18 protein-coding genes are annotated in these 16,203 nt (G+C 61.6%); 9 read left to right on the top strand and 9 right to left on the bottom strand.

Annotation, left to right across the window (positions count from 1 at the left end; all coding sequences use genetic code 11):
* The first annotated feature begins 13 nt into the window (after positions 1–13).
* On the top strand, positions 14–1,291 hold the full coding sequence (locus FBAL_RS19230) for a mechanosensitive ion channel family protein (protein ID WP_013347269.1): 1,278 nt from the start codon (positions 14–16) through the stop codon (positions 1,289–1,291).
* 32 nt (positions 1,292–1,323) lie between these two features.
* Here the strand turns inward: FBAL_RS19230 and FBAL_RS19225 are convergent, their stop codons facing one another.
* The 3 genes from FBAL_RS19225 to FBAL_RS19215 are packed head-to-tail and all read right to left on the bottom strand — an operon-like array spanning position 1,324 to position 3,904.
* On the bottom strand, positions 1,324–1,893 hold the full coding sequence (locus FBAL_RS19225) for a lysophospholipid acyltransferase family protein (RefSeq protein WP_013347268.1): 570 nt from the start codon (positions 1,891–1,893) through the stop codon (positions 1,324–1,326).
* A gap of 11 nt (positions 1,894–1,904) precedes the next feature.
* Entirely contained in the window at positions 1,905–2,690 is a 786-nt protein-coding gene (locus FBAL_RS19220) for a ZIP family metal transporter (protein ID WP_013347267.1), read from the bottom strand.
* Between the two features lie 47 nt (positions 2,691–2,737).
* Positions 2,738–3,904, bottom strand: a complete 1,167-nt coding sequence (locus FBAL_RS19215; protein WP_013347266.1) for a cyclic di-GMP phosphodiesterase — start codon at positions 3,902–3,904, stop codon at positions 2,738–2,740.
* Positions 3,905–4,023: 119 nt separating this feature from the next.
* Between FBAL_RS19215 and FBAL_RS19210 the strand changes: the two genes are divergently transcribed.
* Entirely contained in the window at positions 4,024–4,617 is a 594-nt protein-coding gene (locus tag FBAL_RS19210) for a YhgN family NAAT transporter (protein WP_013347265.1), read from the top strand.
* Positions 4,618–4,648: 31 nt separating this feature from the next.
* On the opposite strand, the gene FBAL_RS19205 is transcribed toward FBAL_RS19210, so the two are convergent.
* On the bottom strand, positions 4,649–4,915 hold the full coding sequence (locus FBAL_RS19205; RefSeq protein WP_013347264.1) for a DUF1145 domain-containing protein: 267 nt from the start codon (positions 4,913–4,915) through the stop codon (positions 4,649–4,651).
* Positions 4,912–5,532 (bottom strand): 16S rRNA (guanine(966)-N(2))-methyltransferase RsmD, encoded by a 621-nt coding sequence (gene rsmD, locus FBAL_RS19200; protein WP_013347263.1) that lies wholly within the window; start codon positions 5,530–5,532, stop codon positions 4,912–4,914. Before rsmD ends, FBAL_RS19205 begins: the two co-directional genes overlap by 4 nt.
* 115 nt (positions 5,533–5,647) lie before the next feature.
* On the opposite strand from rsmD, the gene ftsY reads away from it, so the two are divergent.
* From ftsY to FBAL_RS19175, 5 genes are all read left to right on the top strand, one after another.
* On the top strand, positions 5,648–7,420 hold the full coding sequence (gene ftsY, locus FBAL_RS19195; protein WP_013347262.1) for a signal recognition particle-docking protein FtsY: 1,773 nt from the start codon (positions 5,648–5,650) through the stop codon (positions 7,418–7,420).
* A 3-nt stretch (positions 7,421–7,423) separates the two neighbouring features.
* The gene (gene ftsE, locus FBAL_RS19190; RefSeq protein WP_013347261.1) at positions 7,424–8,092 is read left to right on the top strand and encodes a cell division ATP-binding protein FtsE; all 669 of its coding nucleotides are present in this window, start codon (positions 7,424–7,426) and stop codon (positions 8,090–8,092) included.
* On the top strand, positions 8,089–9,033 hold the full coding sequence (gene ftsX / locus FBAL_RS19185; protein WP_013347260.1) for a permease-like cell division protein FtsX: 945 nt from the start codon (positions 8,089–8,091) through the stop codon (positions 9,031–9,033). The genes ftsE and ftsX overlap by 4 nt, the downstream gene beginning before the upstream one ends.
* A gap of 116 nt (positions 9,034–9,149) precedes the next feature.
* Positions 9,150–10,010 carry an RNA polymerase sigma factor RpoH gene (rpoH, locus tag FBAL_RS19180; RefSeq protein WP_013347259.1) on the top strand — a complete coding sequence of 287 codons (861 nt, stop codon included), beginning with the start codon at positions 9,150–9,152 and terminating at the stop codon, positions 10,008–10,010.
* A 61-nt stretch (positions 10,011–10,071) separates the two neighbouring features.
* The gene (locus FBAL_RS19175; RefSeq protein ID WP_013347258.1) at positions 10,072–10,332 is read left to right on the top strand and encodes a YkgJ family cysteine cluster protein; all 261 of its coding nucleotides are present in this window, start codon (positions 10,072–10,074) and stop codon (positions 10,330–10,332) included.
* Here the strand turns inward: FBAL_RS19175 and FBAL_RS19170 are convergent.
* The 4 genes from FBAL_RS19170 to gpmM are packed head-to-tail and all read right to left on the bottom strand — an operon-like array spanning position 10,286 to position 14,905.
* Positions 10,286–11,077, bottom strand: coding sequence for a divergent polysaccharide deacetylase family protein (locus tag FBAL_RS19170; RefSeq protein WP_013347257.1), 792 nt, complete (start codon positions 11,075–11,077; stop codon positions 10,286–10,288). The genes FBAL_RS19175 and FBAL_RS19170 overlap by 47 nt on opposite strands.
* Positions 11,010–12,215, bottom strand: a complete 1,206-nt coding sequence (locus tag FBAL_RS19165) for a S41 family peptidase (protein WP_013347256.1) — start codon at positions 12,213–12,215, stop codon at positions 11,010–11,012. The genes FBAL_RS19170 and FBAL_RS19165 overlap by 68 nt, the downstream gene beginning before the upstream one ends.
* 33 nt (positions 12,216–12,248) lie before the next feature.
* Positions 12,249–13,376 carry a murein hydrolase activator EnvC family protein gene (locus FBAL_RS19160; protein ID WP_013347255.1) on the bottom strand — a complete coding sequence of 376 codons (1,128 nt, stop codon included), beginning with the start codon at positions 13,374–13,376 and terminating at the stop codon, positions 12,249–12,251.
* Positions 13,373–14,905 carry a 2,3-bisphosphoglycerate-independent phosphoglycerate mutase gene (gpmM, locus tag FBAL_RS19155; protein ID WP_013347254.1) on the bottom strand — a complete coding sequence of 511 codons (1,533 nt, stop codon included), beginning with the start codon at positions 14,903–14,905 and terminating at the stop codon, positions 13,373–13,375. The genes FBAL_RS19160 and gpmM overlap by 4 nt, the downstream gene beginning before the upstream one ends.
* Before the next feature lie 198 nt (positions 14,906–15,103).
* Between gpmM and FBAL_RS19150 the strand changes: the two genes are divergently transcribed.
* Together FBAL_RS19150 and secB are read left to right on the top strand one after the other, a co-directional pair.
* On the top strand, positions 15,104–15,541 hold the full coding sequence (locus FBAL_RS19150) for a rhodanese-like domain-containing protein (RefSeq protein WP_013347253.1): 438 nt from the start codon (positions 15,104–15,106) through the stop codon (positions 15,539–15,541).
* 151 nt (positions 15,542–15,692) lie between these two features.
* Positions 15,693–16,187 (top strand): protein-export chaperone SecB, encoded by a 495-nt coding sequence (secB, locus tag FBAL_RS19145; RefSeq protein ID WP_013347252.1) that lies wholly within the window; start codon positions 15,693–15,695, stop codon positions 16,185–16,187.
* Positions 16,188–16,203: the final 16 nt, after the last annotated feature.

Below are 16,203 nucleotides of genomic sequence, written 5' to 3'. Positions count from 1 at the left end.
ACGAGATACAGATTTGGACACTGAAATTCGCTCCGGGCTGCGCCACCGCCTGGTGGATACGTTGCAGCAATGGGGCCTGCCAGTGGAGAGCAGCGACTGGCAAACCTTCGTTATCCTGGCTCTGATCGCACTGGTGATCGCCTGGGTAGGACATGCGGTGCTGAAACGGGTAGCCGGACGCGCCATCAGCACGCTGAGTGACCGGCTGGTTGGGCCATGGGCGGGGCCCTTTAAGCAAAACCGGGTGGTGGAGAAGACCGCCATCATTGTCCCGCTGGTGATTCTGGACCTGTTTACCCCACTGGTGTTTGCGGCCTGGCCCTGGTGGGATCATGCCGCCACCATGGCACTGGAGTTGTTGATTCTGGTGGTGGTGATCCGCCTGATTTTCGCGGTATTGGATACGGTGCAGGCTGTGGCGCTGCAAAGCCCGGTCAGCCGTCGTCTGCCGGTACAGAGCTTTATCCAGCTGGGCAAACTGTTCCTGTTTCTGGTTGCCGCCATCCTGTTTATCTCGGTGTTGCTGGAAAAGTCACCGCTTTACCTGCTGTCCGGTTTGGGTGTGGCGACCGGTTTGCTGTTGTTGGTGTTCCGCGACACCATTCTCGGCTTTGTCGCCGGGGTGCAGTTGTCCGCTAACCGCATGGTCAGTCGCGGTGACTGGGTGCAGATGGACAAATACGGCGCCAATGGTGACGTGATTGAGGTGAGCCTGACCACGGTGAAGGTGCAGAACTTTGATAAGACCATCACCATGATCCCGGCGCATGCCATGGTGGCGGATGCCTTCCGTAACTGGCGTGGGATGCAGGAGGCCGGTGGACGCCGGATTAAGCGTTCCCTGTTGCTGGACCTGCATTCCGTGCGTTTTCTCGATGAAGCCCTGTATGAGCGCCTGGATCAGATCGAGTTGATGCGTCCGCATCTGGCCAATAAGCGCAAGGAGCTGACCGAAGCGAATGCGGGCGTGCCCCATCTGGAGCAGCCGGCCAATGGCCGCAAGCTGACCAACCTGGGTTGCTTCCGGGCTTATCTGCAGGCCTACCTTGAGCATCATCCCATGATCCTCAAGGAGATGACCCTGATGGTGCGCCAGCTGGAGCCCACGGAAAATGGCCTGCCCATGGAGATCTACTGCTTTACCAACGACACCCGTTGGCCGATCTACGAAGGGATACAGGCGGACATCTTTGACCACGCCCTGGCGGTGCTGCCGCAGTTTGAGCTGCGCGCGATGCAGAAACCCACCGGTGCTGACCTGAGGCAGATGGGACGCCCCTTTGGGCACTAAAACGAGCACGCCCCGCATCTGCGGGGCGTTTTTTATGAGGATCGTTTATCCCGTGGCTGGTAATGCGGGATGGGCTGGGCAAAGCGGCCCCGGTGGGGACGGAAGAAGGCCAGCAACTGGGCCATATCAGCGGCTTTGCACTCGCCAGGGGTCAGGGGCTGGCCAATCACGATGGCACGATGACGGAAATCCAGAGCCACCGGTACGATGGGAACGCCGGCGCCCCGGGCGATGTGGTAGAAGCCGGTTTTCCAGTGGGACACCGGGCTGCGGGTGCCTTCGGGCGCCAGGGCCAGCACAAATTCCGGCTCCTGCCGGAACATGGCGACCACATCCTCCACCAGATTATTGGACTGGGTGCGCACCACCGGACGTCCGCCCAAGGCCCGCATCAGCCACCCCAGCGGTGGCCGGAACAGCTGGTGCTTGCCGATAAAGCGGGCGGGAATGTCGAGCTGGAAGCGGGCCAGCAGGCCGATAATAAAGTCCCAGTTGCTGGTGTGCGGGGCGACGATGGCGACGTACTTACGGCGTTCCGGCAGCGCGCCTTCGATGCGCCAACCGGCACATTTGAGGATAAAGGCTGAGAGGGTCGCCAGCATCACCAGTCTCCTTAGTGGCTGTGGTTATGGGTCGGATCTGCGTCGCCGTGCAGGTGGCCGTGGTGGCCATGTTCATGATGGGACAGCATCACCAGCACCAGGAAGATCAGTGCCAGCGCACTGCCCAGGTAGTGGCCTCGGCTCGGTCGCCAGCGACGGTGGCCATGACCGTGGTCATGATGGTGATGCGACTCATGATGGTGTTCATGGGGACGATGCACCAATACGTGCAGGATAGAACCGGTGACGAAGGCTTGCAGATATACCGAACCCGAAACGCTGATCATCGCCAGCAGTTCGTCGCCCAGGAAGAAGCCCACCACGGTAAAGAACATCAGGGTGCCCAACATGGCGGCGGCGATCACCCGGCCAAACTGCGGTCGCAGCAGCCACCAGATAGCGAGGCCCGCCGGCAGGTTATGCAGCACCACCCCCAGCGCCAGCAGGTCATTGGCCTGCTGCTGGCTGACCAGGTAGATGGCACTGCCATCGGTCAAGGTGTGCACCAGCAGGCCGGTCAGGCCCAGCGCAAGGGTCAGGTTGTGGGCCAATCGGGAGTGACGATGGAACGCCTTCTCCGCCAGCGTGGGGCCAAAGAAACCGAGCAGGATGGCGGGCACCACCCAGAAACCGCCGTGATGCCAAAGTTCCGGCAGGATATCGAACAGCACCAGGCCAAACAGCGACACCACCACAAAGGCACCAATGGCATCGAGCACGCGGGTTTGGTGGCGAAAGCCGTGATAAAGCAACGGGCCAACGGCCAGGATAAGAACACTGGCGATCAGGTAGTTCATTGTGGTCTCCGGACACACCTTGGCGGGGGGGCGCCAAGGTATAAGCGTTAGAGGTAGTTGTCCAGTTCCAACCGATAATCACGGGGGCTGACGGCCCGCACAATCTTGTCGCTGCAGTGCGGTGACGACAGGTCGATCACCGTGGCCATCACGTGGGTTCGGCTCTTCGGATTGTAGACCGCTTTAACGATGGGTTTCAGCGGTTTACCCTCATTGGTTTCCTGCACCACCGCCAGCAAACCGTTGGACAGCTCCACCATGGTGCCCGGCGGATAAACACCGATGCACTGAATAAACGCCTGCATCAGTTCCCGATCCAGCTGGTGTGGGGTCATCTCCAGCAAGCGTTTGAGTGCCACCGTCGGTGGCGCGCCCTTGTGGTAACTGCGGTCTGCGGTAATGGCATCGTAGATGTCACAGATGGCAATCATACGGCCATAGGTGGTGATCTCTTCGCCTTTGAGCCCATCGGGGTAGCCCGTGCCATCCAGTTTCTCATGGTGCATCGCGGCCACATCAAGACTGATGGGGCTGATGCCGGGCGTGGACTGGATGATGTCGCGGCTGTGGGCGGCATGGCTTTTCATAATGACAAACTCTTCATCGGTGAGTTTGCCGGGCTTGTTGAGGATCTCGCTTGGGATCATCACCTTGCCGATGTCGTGCAGCAGTGAACCCACACAGATTTTGTGCAGGACGCTGCCACTGTAGCCAAGGTGGCGGGCGAACAGGGTCATCAGGATCGACACGCCGATGGAGTGTTCCAACAGGTAGTCGTCTTTGTCCTTGATCAGGCGCAGGCAGTTCAGGGCGCTGGCATTGCGGAATACGCTGCTGATGAACTGATCCGCCATCTGCTCAACCGGCTCCAGTTCAAGCTGTTTGCCCAGTTTGACGTCGTGCATCATCCGGTGCTGCAGTTGGCGAGCCTGGTTGTACAGTTTACGGGCGCGGGGCATCTCCTCCTTGAGGGAAGCCTTGGCGGGGGCAGACTTGGCCTGTTCCGGCGCTTTGGGTGCGGTCGGTGTTGCCACACGGGTCAGCGAGCGGCTGGTGTCGATAACAACGCGTTTCACCCCCTGCTTACGCAGCAGGGTCAGCATTTCCGGTGTACGAATGTATCCTTGCTGGCGGATGGCCATCATTGAATGGCCGGGGATATCCACCACGTACATGCCCAGAGTCACTTGGTTGACCGGCAGGGTTTTGATCATAGTTTTTGCATTCCCAACCGAATCGTCCTGGTCGGGTGGTACCATTTTGCGGAGACGAATAAATTATACTTTTGTTCAGTAAAACAGAAGTGTGCAGTCGATAAATTGGAGTTTTCTTAATGGATATCCTGTCTGCGGCGGTGATGCTGTTCCTGATCATGGACCCGCTGGGCAATATGCCAATCTTTCTGTCGGTCCTGCGTCACGTTGATCCCAAGCGCCGTCGCATCATCCTGATCCGCGAGTTGCTGTTTGCCCTCGGCATTATGCTGCTTTTCCTCTACGCCGGTGAAGCGATGCTGTCGTTCCTCAACCTGCGTACCGAGTCGGTGTCCATTGCCGGCGGCATCATCCTGTTCCTGATCGCGATTCGCATGATCTTCCCCACCCCCGGAGGGGTAACCGGACTCGATGCCGGTCAGGAACCGTTTCTGGTGCCACTGGCGATCCCACTGATTGCGGGCCCCTCGGTATTGGCCGCGCTGTTGCTGCTGGCACATACCGAACCAGGCAAGATGATGGATTGGACCATCGCCCTGCTGCTCTCCTGGGGCATCTCCGCCGCCATCCTGATGTTCTCCGGCCTGTTCCACCGCTTGCTGGGTGAGCGTGGCCTGGTGGCGCTGGAGCGCCTGATGGGGATGGTGCTGGTGATGATCTCGGTGCAGATGTTCCTCGATGGCATCGCCCAATACCTGGCGATCGGAAAGTAACTTACGGGGGCCAATAGGCCCCCGCATTCGTTTACTCGCCGGAACGCGCCTGATGGCGCCAGCTGAGCAGGGCAAACACCCCGTAGAGCATCAGTTCGCGGTAGTGGGCCCAGCTCAACGGCTTGCCCTGGCGCACGCGGAAACCGCCGCAGATCGCCAGGTGGCCGGCCAGGGTGATCTGCAACAGGATCTGCAGCGCCAGATGATAGGGCGCTGGCCAGGGGAAAATCAGGTTAACGATCATGATCAGCCAGGCGGCGGCCATGCCGGCCTTGGCCCAGGACAGGAACTGGGTCATACAGGGTTCTCAGTGGGTCGGTATTGATAGAGACGGAACGCCACCTGGCCAGCCACTTTCTCCCGATGCAGTGACCAGCCGGCGGGCAGCGCAGGCATATCGAGTTCGGATTCGGTTTCCAGATAGATCCAGGTGCCGGGGCGCAGATAGCCATTTTGGCTCAGGTGTTCGATGCAGGGCGCCAACAACCCTTTGCGGAACGGCGGGTCGATAAACACGATGTCGTAAGGCGCCTCGGCCGGTTTGGCCAGAAACGCCAGACTGTCACCGCTGATCACTTTGCCGTTGTCGGCCTTCAGGGTGGCCAGGTTGGCCATCAACTGGCGCGCCGCAGCGCTGTCCAGTTCCAGCATGGTGGCGCTGGCGGCAAAGCGGGACAGCGCTTCCAGTGACAGCGCACCGCTGCCGGCAAAGCAGTCCAGCACACGGGCACCACGGGTGTCCTGCATCAGCCAGTTAAATAGGGTTTCCCGCACCCGATCAGTGGTGGGGCGCAGACCTACCACATCGGTCACCGGCAGCTTGCGACCACGCCACTGGCCGCCGATAAGGCGGATCTGTCCCGGAGTTCGGGATTCGGAGCGTGGATTGGCGTTACGACGGGGGGCTCTCGCCATGGTGACCTCGGTTTTTGCGGTAATTCTGGGTAGACTAAGGCCCCAGAAAAATCGCTATTTTAGCAAGGCCCGGGCGGGTGTTGTCAGCCCGGCCGGCAGTAAAGGGTAAGAAAAGATGGCCAAAGGCTTATTTTCCTGGTTTCGCCGGGAGAAAAAGGAGGAGGCGCCGCAGCGCCCCGAAGTAACCGAATCCGCCCAGCAGGCCAGTGCAGAACAGGCCGAAGCGGAGCGTCTGGAAGCGGAACGCCTTGCTGCCGAACAGGCTGAAGCGGAGCGCATCGAAGCCGAGCGTGTTGCTGCCGAGCAGGCCGAAGCGGCCCGTATCGAAGCCGAGCGTGTGGCCGCAGAGCAGGCCGAAGCGGCCCGTATCGAAGCGGAGCGCGTGGCTGCCGAGCAGGCCGAAGCGGCTCGCATCGAAGCCGAACGTGTGGCTGCCGAGCAGGCTGAAGCGGCCCGTATCGAAGCCGAGCGTGTTGCCGCCGAGCAGGCCGAAGCGGCCCGCATCGAAGCCGAGCGTGTAGCTGCTGAGCAGGCCGAAGCGGCCCGTATTGAAGCGGAACGGGTTGCTGCTGAGCAGGCTGAAGCGGAACGCATCGAAGCGGAGCGTGTGGCTGCCGAGCAGGCCGAAGCGGCTCGCATCGAAGCGGAACGGGTTGCTGCCGAGCAGGCTGAAGCGGCTCGTATCGAAGCGGAGCGTGTTGCTGCCGAGCAGGCCGAAGCGGCTCGCATCGAAGCGGAGCGTGTGGCTGCTGAGCAGGCTGAAGCGGCTCGCATCGAAGCGGAGCGTGCTGCTGCTGAGCAAGCTGAAGCGGCTCGCATCGAAGCCGAGCGTGTTGCTGCTGAGCAAGCTGAAGCGGAACGCCTTGAGGCCGAGCGCGTAGCGGCTGAACAGGCTGAAGCCGAGCGCATTGCTGCCGAAAACGCTGCGGCTGAGCAATCCGCCGCAGAAGCGCCGGAAAAGCAGGGTTTCTTTGCCCGCCTGAAAGCCGGTCTGCGTCGCACCAGTGAAAACATTGGTGGCGGCTTTATGGCCCTGTTTAAGGGCAAGAAGATCGACGATGAGCTGTTTGAGGAGCTGGAAACCCAGCTGCTGCTGGCGGACGTTGGGGTGGAAACCACCTCCCGCATCATCGACAGCCTGACCGACAAAGCCAGCTTCGGCGAGCTGAAAGATTCCGACGCGCTGTTTGCTCACCTGAAATCTGAGCTGAAAGACACCCTGTCCAAAGTGGATCAGCCGCTGGTGATTGAGAATCCCAACGGCCCCTTCGTGATCCTGATGGTGGGGGTAAATGGCGTGGGTAAGACCACCACCATCGGCAAGCTGGCCAAGCAGTTCCAGGCGGAAGGCAAATCCGTCATGCTGGCGGCGGGGGATACCTTCCGTGCCGCGGCGGTTGAGCAGCTGCAGGTTTGGGGTGACCGCAACAACATTCCGGTGATTGCCCAGCACACCGGTGCCGACAGTGCCTCCGTGATCTTCGATGCCCTGCAGGCTGCCAAAGCGCGTAACGTGGATGTATTGATTGCGGACACCGCCGGCCGCCTGCAGAACAAGGCCCACCTGATGGACGAGCTGAAGAAGATCGTCCGGGTGATGAAGAAGCTGGATGAGAACGCGCCGCACGAAGTGATGCTCACTCTGGACGCCAGCACCGGCCAGAACGCCATCAGCCAGGCCCAGATCTTTAACGAAGCGGTGGGGCTGACCGGCCTGACCCTGACCAAACTGGATGGCACCGCCAAGGGCGGCGTGATCTTCGCTCTGGCGGATAAGTTTGGTATACCAGTACGTTACATCGGCGTTGGTGAAGGGATTGACGATCTGCGTCCATTCGAAAGCCAGGCCTTTATCGACGCGCTATTCAGCGAGCAGGAGTCCGCGTAAGCGATGATCCAGTTTGAGCAGGTCAACAAGATCTACCCCGGCGGCCGTATGGCGCTGGAAAATGTGTCCTTTGGCTTGGCACCGGGAGAGATGGCTTTCCTCACCGGCCACAGCGGCGCAGGCAAGAGCACCCTGCTCAAGCTGATTACCGCCATTGAGCGCCCAACCACCGGCAAGGTGACCATTCACGGTCAGGACATCGCCAAGATGAAGCGCGGCGATGTGCCCTATCTGCGCCGCAATATCGGCATCATCTTTCAGGACCACAACCTGTTGATGGACCGCAGCGTCTACGACAACCTGGCGCTGCCGTTGGTGATCGAAGGCTTCAAAAGCAGTGAGATCAGCAAACGGGTGGAGGGGGCGCTGGATATGGTTGGCCTCGGCGACAAAGCCGCTTACGCCCCGATCCAACTGTCCGGTGGTGAACAGCAGCGCGTGGGCATCGCCCGTGCGGTGATCAACCGCCCGCCGCTGCTGCTGGCGGATGAACCCACCGGCAACCTCGACCCCAAGCTGTCGATGGACATCCTGCGCCTGTTTGAAACCCTGAACGCGTCCGGCACCACTGTACTGATCGCCACCCACGATCTGGGCCTGATTGCCCGCATGCGCTACCGCACCCTGACCCTGCGTCAGGGCCGTATGGTCAGCGAGGAGGTGGCCCTGTGAAAGCCAAACTGCCTTTCTCGCAGCGCCTGAAAAGCGGCCTGCAACAGCATCTGCGCCAGGCACTGAGCAGCCTCGGTGAGCTTTGGCGCACCCCGATGACCTCGCTGATGACCATGCTGGTGCTGGGCTTCAGCCTGTCTCTGCCCGCGCTGTTGATGGTGCTCTCCAACAACGCCGCCAAAGTGGAGGCACAGTGGCAGAGTGCCGCCGAGATCAGCCTGTTTCTGCGCCTCGACAGCAACGAAACCCGGCGCCAGAGTGTGGTGACTCAGCTGCGTTCCATGTCGGAGATTCTTGAGGTGCACTACCTCAGCCCGGATGAGGCGCTGGCGGAGTTCCAGTCCCACAGCCAGTTTGGTGAAGCGCTCAAATACCTCGACAGTAACCCGCTACCCGCAGTAGTACGGGTGCAGCCCTCTTCCCGTTACAGCGAAGCGGATGCCGCGCGGGATCTGCGCGATAAGCTGGCGCAGTTGCCGGAGGTGGCGATGGCGCGACTCGACCTGGATTGGCTGCAGCGACTGCAGGCTCTGGGACAGGTTGGACGCCAGTCCGGCAGTGCCCTGGCAGCCCTGTTGATCCTGGCGGTGGTGCTGATCACCGGAAACACCATCCGGTTGGCGATCATGCAGCGTTTCCACGAGATCAAAGTGATGAAGCTGGTGGGGGCTACCGAAGCCTTTATCCGCCGTCCCTTCCTGTACGGTGGTATCTGGCTGGGCCTGCTGGCGGCGTTGATCGCCATGGTGCTGGTCAATGCCATGCTGATCTGGCTCGACGGGGCGGTGGCTCAGCTGCTCAGCCTCTACCGCAGTCAGATCCGGCTGGAGGGGCTGAGCGGCAGCCAAAGCGGCCTGCTGATCCTGTTCGCCTGCGGGCTGGGATGGCTGGGGGCCTGGCTGTCGGTCCGTCGTCATCTGCGCGCCATCGAACCACGTTGAGGGAACCGGGCCAGCCAAATGGAGTCTGAACCCGGAATCCGTCGATTGGCGCCTCCCTTAACCTTTACCGTTGGGGCGTGCTAGACTCCCCCATCCCGCAACGAACGAGGTACAGCATGAGCGACACCCGCCCAAATATGGCCTTGATGGTGGTGCCCCAAGGGCACGGCACCCTGGAGTCCTATATCCAGGCGGTGAATGCCATCCCCATGCTGTCCGCGGAAGAGGAGCAATACCTGGCCCGCCAGGTGGAGCAAGGTGACCTGGACGCCGCCAAGCACCTGATCATGGCGCACCTGCGCTTTGTGGTGCATGTGGCCCGCAGCTATGCCGGTTACGGTCTGCCCCAGGCGGACCTGATCCAGGAGGGCAACATCGGCCTGATGAAGGCGGTGAAGCGGTTTGACCCCAATATCGGGGTTCGCCTGGTCTCTTTTGCGGTGCACTGGATCAAAGCAGAGATCCACGAATACGTGCTGAAGAACTGGCGCATCGTTAAAGTGGCCACCACCAAGGCCCAGCGCAAACTGTTCTTCAATCTGCGCAAGGCGAAGAAACGCCTGGGCTGGTTCAGTGCCGAAGAGGTCAGCACCGTCGCCGACGAGCTGGGGGTCAGCGAAAGCGAAGTGATGGAGATGGAGGCCCGCATGGCCGCCGTCGATGCCGCCTTCGATATCGCCCCGGAACGTGACGACGATGAAGGCGCCTTTGCTCCGGCCCTGTTCCTGGAGGACAAGCAGTCTGACCATGCCGAAGCGCTGGAGCAGGAGGATTGGGACCGCCAGTCGCAGCAGCGTCTGCACGCCGCGCTCAATACTCTGGATGAGCGCAGCCGCGATATCCTGATGGCCCGCTGGCTGGATGAGCCAAAGGCCACCCTGCAGGAGCTGGCTGATCGCTACCAGGTTTCAGCAGAGCGCATTCGCCAGCTGGAGAAAAACGCCATCAAGAAGCTGAAGTCAGCGATGGAAGTGTAAGCTTTTGAATTGTTGAAAAAACGGGCCAAACGGCCCGTTTTTCTGTTGTTTGGAGTCCATTATGCAGTGTCGACTGGGGTGCGGAGCCTGTTGCATCGCCCCATCCATCACCTCCCCCATTCCGGGCATGCCCAACGGCAAGCCCGCCGGAGTGCGCTGCATTCAGCTGGATGACCGCAATCTGTGCAAAATCTTCGGCCAACCGGGTCGTCCGGCGGTGTGCAGTGACTTTAAGCCCGACCCGGACATCTGTGGCAGCACCGATGCGGTGGCCCTCAGCGTGCTGACTGAACTGGAAGCGGCGACAGTACGGGCGGGGTAAACAGCGTCGACAGCGGCACCAGCTGGATATTCTGTTCGGCCAGGGTTGGCAGGGTCGCTTCAAGAAACGTCAGGGTTTCCGGGTAGGGATGCCCGATCACCACCACTTCGCCAAACTTATCGGCCTGGCGTAATGCTTCAGCCCACTGCTTTTCCAGCGTCCCTTCGGCCCGGTCCGGGTCGAGAAACACATCCCTTTTCTTGGTGGCGACCCCCCAGGCCAGCGCTTGTTCGTAAGCGCGGCTGTCTGAGGTGGTGACGCTGTCGACAAAGTAGAGTCCCTTCAGGCTGAGCACCTCCATCACCCAGGCCATACGGTCGGGATCGGGAGTGACGGCGCTGCCCATATGGTTGTTCACGCCGGTTACAAAGGGGATGTCCGCCAGGGCTTTTTTCACCCGGTACTGCACCTGCCAGCGGTCCTGGCCCGGCTCAATGGCCCAGGGGCCGGGGGATTTGGGACCGGTGGTGCCCATCGGCAGGTGCAACATCAGTTCCCGGTCCTGGCGCCAGGCCTGCAGGGCCAGTTCCCGCCCCCAGGGGGTGTGCGGCAGAAACGCCAGAGTGACCTCAGTGGGCAGCGTGAGGGCGGCGCGGTCCGCTTCGCGGGCGCCGATGTCGTCGATGATCAGGGAGAGTCGCGGCCCGGCATGGGCCAGGCCGCAGAACAGGGCGAGACTAAGGGCGGCCCAGCTGAGCCGATTTGGGGACCAGAAGGTCGTACGCTGCCAGTAACTGAGGATCATCCTGAAGACTCAGCAAGGGATTGTTATTGCTCAGTATATCGCCATCTTCCTTGGCTTCCACTGCGACGTCGGGATCGATGCCCTGTTGATCGATAAAGGTGCCGTTTGGGGTGGCGTAGCGGGCCGTGGTGAGCTTGATGGCGCCGCCGCCGGACAGCAGCGGGATCAGGCTCTGCACCGTGCCCTTGCCAAAGGAGCGTTCCCCCACCAGCAGGGCCCGGCCCTGGTCCTGCAGGGCGCCAGCCAGGATCTCGGCGGCGGAGGCGCTGCCTTCGTTGATGATCACCACTACCGGCAGATCACGGAACAGGGTAAAGCGGCTGGCGCTGTACTGGCTGTTGGCATCGAAGAAACGGCCGTGGGTGGTGACGATCACCCCTTCACTGAGAAACATGTCCGCCACCTGCACCGCGGCATCCAGTAAGCCACCGGGGTTGTTGCGAAGGTCCAGCACCAGCCCATCCAGCGGCGCTTGTGACAGTTGGTGTGCTGCCAGCCGGATCTCAGAGGCGGTGCGTTGGTTAAAGCTGGTGATGCGCAGGTAACCGATGTTGCCCGGCAGACGGTGGGATTCGCTGGACACCACCTCCACCTCGGAGGGCAGCAGTCTCAGCACCAGCAGTTCCGGTTCGCTGTCCCGGCGCAGGGTCAGGTGCACCGGACGGTCATCCAGGCTGGCTTGCTTGATGTAGGCGATCATGGGGTCGAGGTCGTCCGGATCGGCCTCCAGTTCATCGACCTTCAACAGCACATCGCCGGGCTGCACACCGGCGTACTCCGCTGAGGAGTTCGCCATGGGGGAGACCACCCGGATCTCGCCCTCATCCACGGACACCTCAAGGCCATAGCCGTAATAGTGGCCGCGATTGTTGTCGCGCAGCAGGGACAGTGTGTGGGGACGCAGGTAGGTGGAGTGCGGGTCGAGAACCTCAAGCATGCCTTTGAGGGCGCCGTCCAGCAGGGCTTGCTGATCCACCTCGTCGACGTAGTAATCCTCGATCAACTCCTGAACCGCGTTGACCAAAGCCTGGGTATCCTGCTGGGTCGGCGAAGCCGCATCCTTGTGATACTCCTGCCCGGCAAACGCGCTGGACGCGCAGAGCAGGAGGCCGACCAGAAAGGGGATAATGCGCCGCATGGGCTGCCCTCCTGATCAGGAGGGCCGGCGACGCTATCCCTTTTTCAAATACGGCTTGGGATCGACGGCGCGCCCTCGATGGCGTATTTCGAAGTATAGACCTGGTTGCCGCAGGCCACCGGAGCTGCCGGTCAGGGCGATTACCTCGCCGGGTTTGACGTCATCCCCCACCTGTTTCAGCAGGGCCTGAGTGTGGCCATAGAGGCTGAGGTAATGCTCGCCGTGGTCCACCACCACCACCAGACCAAAGCCGCGCAGCCAGTCGGCAAACACCACCTGACCGGCGCTGATGGCTTTGATCTCCCGGCCTGCCGGAGCACTCATCAGCCAGCCATTCCACTTCAGCTGACCTTCACGGTGACTGCCAAAACCCTTCGAGACCTTGCCCGAGGTGGGCCAGGGCAAACGCCCTTTGCTGTCGGCCAATCCATCCAGGGTGGCGCTGCGGGCCAGGGCCTCCAGCGCTTCGGTGATGGCTCGCTCCAGCACTTCCCGGTCCTCCTGCATCAGCGCCAGCTGGTTGCTGTCGCGCTGAAGCTGGCGTTCCAGCTTGGCCAGGGCGGTCTGGCGCTCCTTCTGACGCTCTGCCAGGCGGCTCCGCTCCCGCTCCTGCTGACGCAGCAGATCGGCCTGTCGGTCGCGCTCCTGCTGTTGCTGGCTGATCACCGACGCCAGTTCGGCGGCGGTGGCTTTCAGTGCCTCGATGGCGTCAATGCGGGCCTGGTTGAGGTACTGGTAGTACACCAGCATCCGCTCCAGCGTAGCGGGGTCATCGTTGCCGAGCAGCAGGGCGGTGTGGTCCTGCCCGCCGCTCATCCAGGCGGTGCGCACCTGGGCGGCCAGCTGGTCGCGTTGGCGTCGCTGCGAGGCTTCCAGCTCACTTTGACGCTGGCCCAGCTCCGCCAGGGTGGCTTCGCTTTTGGCCAGGGCGCGCTGTTGCCCTTTCAGCGCCTGGGCGCTGTCGCTGATCGCTTTATCGGTGCGGCGCAGCTCCGCCTGCAGGCCGTCCTTGGCCACCTGGGCTTTGGACAGCTTGGCTTGGCGCTGCTGGATTTCGCGGCTCAGCTTGTCCAGCTGGGCCTGTTGTTGCGCCACGTCCTCCTGGCTGGCCACCGGGGTGGCCAGCAGGAGGAGCAGGGTCAGGGAGAGCAGTCGTTTCACGATTTCAGGGTCAGCAGTGGCTGGCCGGTCATCTCGGCGGGGATTGGTTGGCCCATCAGGTACAGCATGGTGGGAGCGATGTCAGACAGCGCGCCACCCTGGCGGGGTTCGGCGTCGCGGCCGACGTAGATCAGCGGCACCGGCTCACTGGTGTGGGCGGTGTGGGCCTGACCGGTGTTGACGTCGCTCATCTGTTCGGCGTTGCCATGGTCGGCGGTGATCAGGCACTCGCCCCCCACTTTCTCCAGCGCTTCGACCACCCGGCCGATGCAGCGGTCGACCGCTTCACAGGCTTTGACCGCCGCGTCGAAATTGCCGGTGTGACCCACCATGTCGCCGTTGGGGTAGTTACAGATGATGGCGTCGAACTCACCGGACTCGATGGCGGCCACCAGGCGGTCGGTCAGCTCTTCGCTGCTCATCTCCGGCTGCAGGTCGTAGGTGGCGACCTTGGGGGAGTTGATCAGGATGCGCTGCTCGCCTTCAAACGGGGTTTCCACGCCGCCATTGAAGAAGAAGGTCACGTGGGCGTACTTCTCGGTCTCACTGATGCGCAGCTGTTTCTTGCCGGCTTTGGCCATCAGCTCGCCGAAGGTGTTGACCAGGTCCACCGGCGGGAAGGCGCAGGGCGCGTCGATGTCCGCAGCGTATTGGGTCAGCATCACGAAGTTCAGCTTGGGCGTGGCGGCCCGGGCAAAACCGTCAAAACCGGGGTCGACAAAGGCGCGGGTGATCTGGCGGGCGCGGTCGGCGCGGAAGTTCATAAAGATAAGTGCGTCGCCATCGGCCATCGGTGCCGGGCTGCCAATCACGGTGGGAGCAACAAACTCGTCGTTTTCATCGCGCTGGTAAGCAGCGTGCAGGGCGTCGACGGCGTGGTCAGCTTGATGCGCGCCTTTGCCTTCGGTCAGCAGCTGGTACGCCTGCTCGACGCGCTCCCAGCGCTGGTCACGGTCCATGGCGTAGTAGCGACCGACGATGCTGGCGATGGCGCCTTTGCCCAGCTCAGCAAACAGTGCGTCAAATCGGGCCAGGGAGGCTTCGGCGCTGCGCGGCGGGGTGTCGCGACCGTCCAGGAAGGCGTGCAGGTAGATGCGCTCAGCACCACGCTCAGCGGCCATGCGCACCATCGCCTCGAGGTGATCCTCATGGCTGTGCACGCCGCCCGGGGAGAGCAGGCCCATGATGTGCACCGCTTTGTCCTTGGCCACGGCATCGTCCACCGCCTTGGCCATTGCCGGGTTGTGCTGGAACTCACCGTCGCTGATCGCCTTACCGATTCGGGTCAGCTCCTGGTAGACCACACGGCCGGCTCCCAGATTGATGTGGCCCACTTCGGAGTTACCCATCTGCCCGTCCGGCAGGCCCACATCCAGGCCGGAACCGGAGATCAGGGTGCTGGGACGCTCGGCAAACAGGGCGTCGAGTACGGGCGTATTGGCGTTGGTAATGGCGTTGTCGGCACTGGGGGCGCGGTAGCCCCAACCATCGAGGATGATCAGCGCCAGGGGTTTGCGGGCGACAGTCATGGTGAGTCCTTGCGTTGGGCGCCGTCACTATCGGGGGCGCCGATGTCGATTAGCTGAGTGTGACTCAGTGTACACCGAGGGCTCCGCTGCAAACCAGCGCCGTCCCCATCCCGCCGCATCAACGCTGCATCCTTGGAAATGACAGGGTATACTTGCTGCCCGTTATTTCACTCATAGCGTCAGTTAACAGGCACTTTCATGCAGGAATACATCGACTTTTTCGCCCGCAACCCGGTACTCAGCCTGATCTGGGTCGCCCTGTTGGCGATGTTCATCATGTCTCTGGTTAAGAGCAAGTTGACCAAGTTCAAAACCGTTTCTCACCAGCAAGCTACCCTGCTGATCAACCGTCAGGATGCCAAGGTGCTGGACGTGCGCGGTGCCGACGAATTTAAGAAAGGCCACATCGTCGACGCCATCAATGTGCCCCTGTCCCAGATCAAAAATAATCAGCTGGGGGCGGTTGAAAAGTTTAAGAACGACCCCATCATTGTGGTGTGCAACGCCGGGATCAGTTCGTCCCAGGCGGCCCAGGTACTGGTTAAAGCCGGTTTCGAGCAGGTCTACAACCTGCACGGTGGCATGACCGACTGGAACGCCGCGAATCTGCCGGTGGTACGGAAGAAAAAACGCTGATTGGATGGCGGTCGCAGAGGCGGCCGCAGCCCCCATCAACGACCCCTATAACGGGGACCCGTCCGCAGCAACGTTGGTCGCCTGACACTTTGGCGTCCGGCTCGGCGAATGGAAGCCCGACATAACGAACAAATTTAAGGTAGGAAAAACAATGGCTGAAGCAACCAACAACGCCGCCACTAACGAACAAGCTGCTCCGCAGTTCCAGATCCAGCGCGTATACACCAAGGACATCTCTTTCGAGACTCCGAACTCTCCGACCATCTTCCAGAAAGAGTGGAAGCCGGAAGTGAAGCTGGACCTGGACACCCGCTCCAGCAAGCTGGCAGACGACACCTTCGAAGTGGTGATCTCCATCACCGTGACCACCAAAGTGGGCGAAGACGTGGCGTTCCTGTGCGAAGTGCAGCAGGCCGGTATCTTCACCATCTCCAACCTGCCTGAGCCGCAACTGGCCCACGCCCTGGGCGCCGGTTGCCCCAACATCCTGTTCCCGTACGCCCGCGAAGCCGTGGCCAGCCTGGTTAACCGTGGCACCTTCCCGCCGCTGAACCTGGCGCCGGTGAACTTCGATGCCCTGTTTGCCCAATACCTGCAGAAGCGTCAGCAAGAAGCCGCCGCTGAAGGTGCTCAGGCAGACGCCTAATTACCTCAGGAGCTTT

The sequence above is a fragment of the Ferrimonas balearica DSM 9799 genome (genome assembly GCF_000148645.1).
GTDB lineage: Bacteria > Pseudomonadota > Gammaproteobacteria > Enterobacterales > Shewanellaceae > Ferrimonas > Ferrimonas balearica.
Note: the sequence above shows the minus strand (reverse complement) of the source record. Positions and strands in the feature narration are given on the sequence as shown.

What these genes read in the sequence shown, in the direction of transcription:
- FBAL_RS19175 (WP_013347258.1), top strand. Translation starts at nt 10,072, where the DNA reads ATGCAGTGTCGACTGGGGTGCGGAGCCTGTTGCATCGCCCCATCCATC.
- rsmD (WP_013347263.1), bottom strand. Translation starts at nt 5,532, where the DNA reads ATGGCGAGAGCCCCCCGTCGTAACGCCAATCCACGCTCCGAATCCCGA.
- FBAL_RS19205 (WP_013347264.1), bottom strand. Translation starts at nt 4,915, where the DNA reads ATGACCCAGTTCCTGTCCTGGGCCAAGGCCGGCATGGCCGCCGCCTGG.
- ftsE (WP_013347261.1), top strand. Translation starts at nt 7,424, where the DNA reads ATGATCCAGTTTGAGCAGGTCAACAAGATCTACCCCGGCGGCCGTATG.
- FBAL_RS19150 (WP_013347253.1), top strand. Translation starts at nt 15,104, where the DNA reads ATGCAGGAATACATCGACTTTTTCGCCCGCAACCCGGTACTCAGCCTG.
- FBAL_RS19225 (WP_013347268.1), bottom strand. Translation starts at nt 1,893, where the DNA reads ATGCTGGCGACCCTCTCAGCCTTTATCCTCAAATGTGCCGGTTGGCGC.
- FBAL_RS19215 (WP_013347266.1), bottom strand. Translation starts at nt 3,904, where the DNA reads ATGATCAAAACCCTGCCGGTCAACCAAGTGACTCTGGGCATGTACGTG.
- FBAL_RS19165 (WP_013347256.1), bottom strand. Translation starts at nt 12,215, where the DNA reads ATGCGGCGCATTATCCCCTTTCTGGTCGGCCTCCTGCTCTGCGCGTCC.
- gpmM (WP_013347254.1), bottom strand. Translation starts at nt 14,905, where the DNA reads ATGACTGTCGCCCGCAAACCCCTGGCGCTGATCATCCTCGATGGTTGG.
- rpoH (WP_013347259.1), top strand. Translation starts at nt 9,150, where the DNA reads ATGAGCGACACCCGCCCAAATATGGCCTTGATGGTGGTGCCCCAAGGG.
- FBAL_RS19220 (WP_013347267.1), bottom strand. Translation starts at nt 2,690, where the DNA reads ATGAACTACCTGATCGCCAGTGTTCTTATCCTGGCCGTTGGCCCGTTG.
- ftsY (WP_013347262.1), top strand. Translation starts at nt 5,648, where the DNA reads ATGGCCAAAGGCTTATTTTCCTGGTTTCGCCGGGAGAAAAAGGAGGAG.
- secB (WP_013347252.1), top strand. Translation starts at nt 15,693, where the DNA reads ATGGCTGAAGCAACCAACAACGCCGCCACTAACGAACAAGCTGCTCCG.
- FBAL_RS19210 (WP_013347265.1), top strand. Translation starts at nt 4,024, where the DNA reads ATGGATATCCTGTCTGCGGCGGTGATGCTGTTCCTGATCATGGACCCG.
- FBAL_RS19170 (WP_013347257.1), bottom strand. Translation starts at nt 11,077, where the DNA reads ATGATCCTCAGTTACTGGCAGCGTACGACCTTCTGGTCCCCAAATCGG.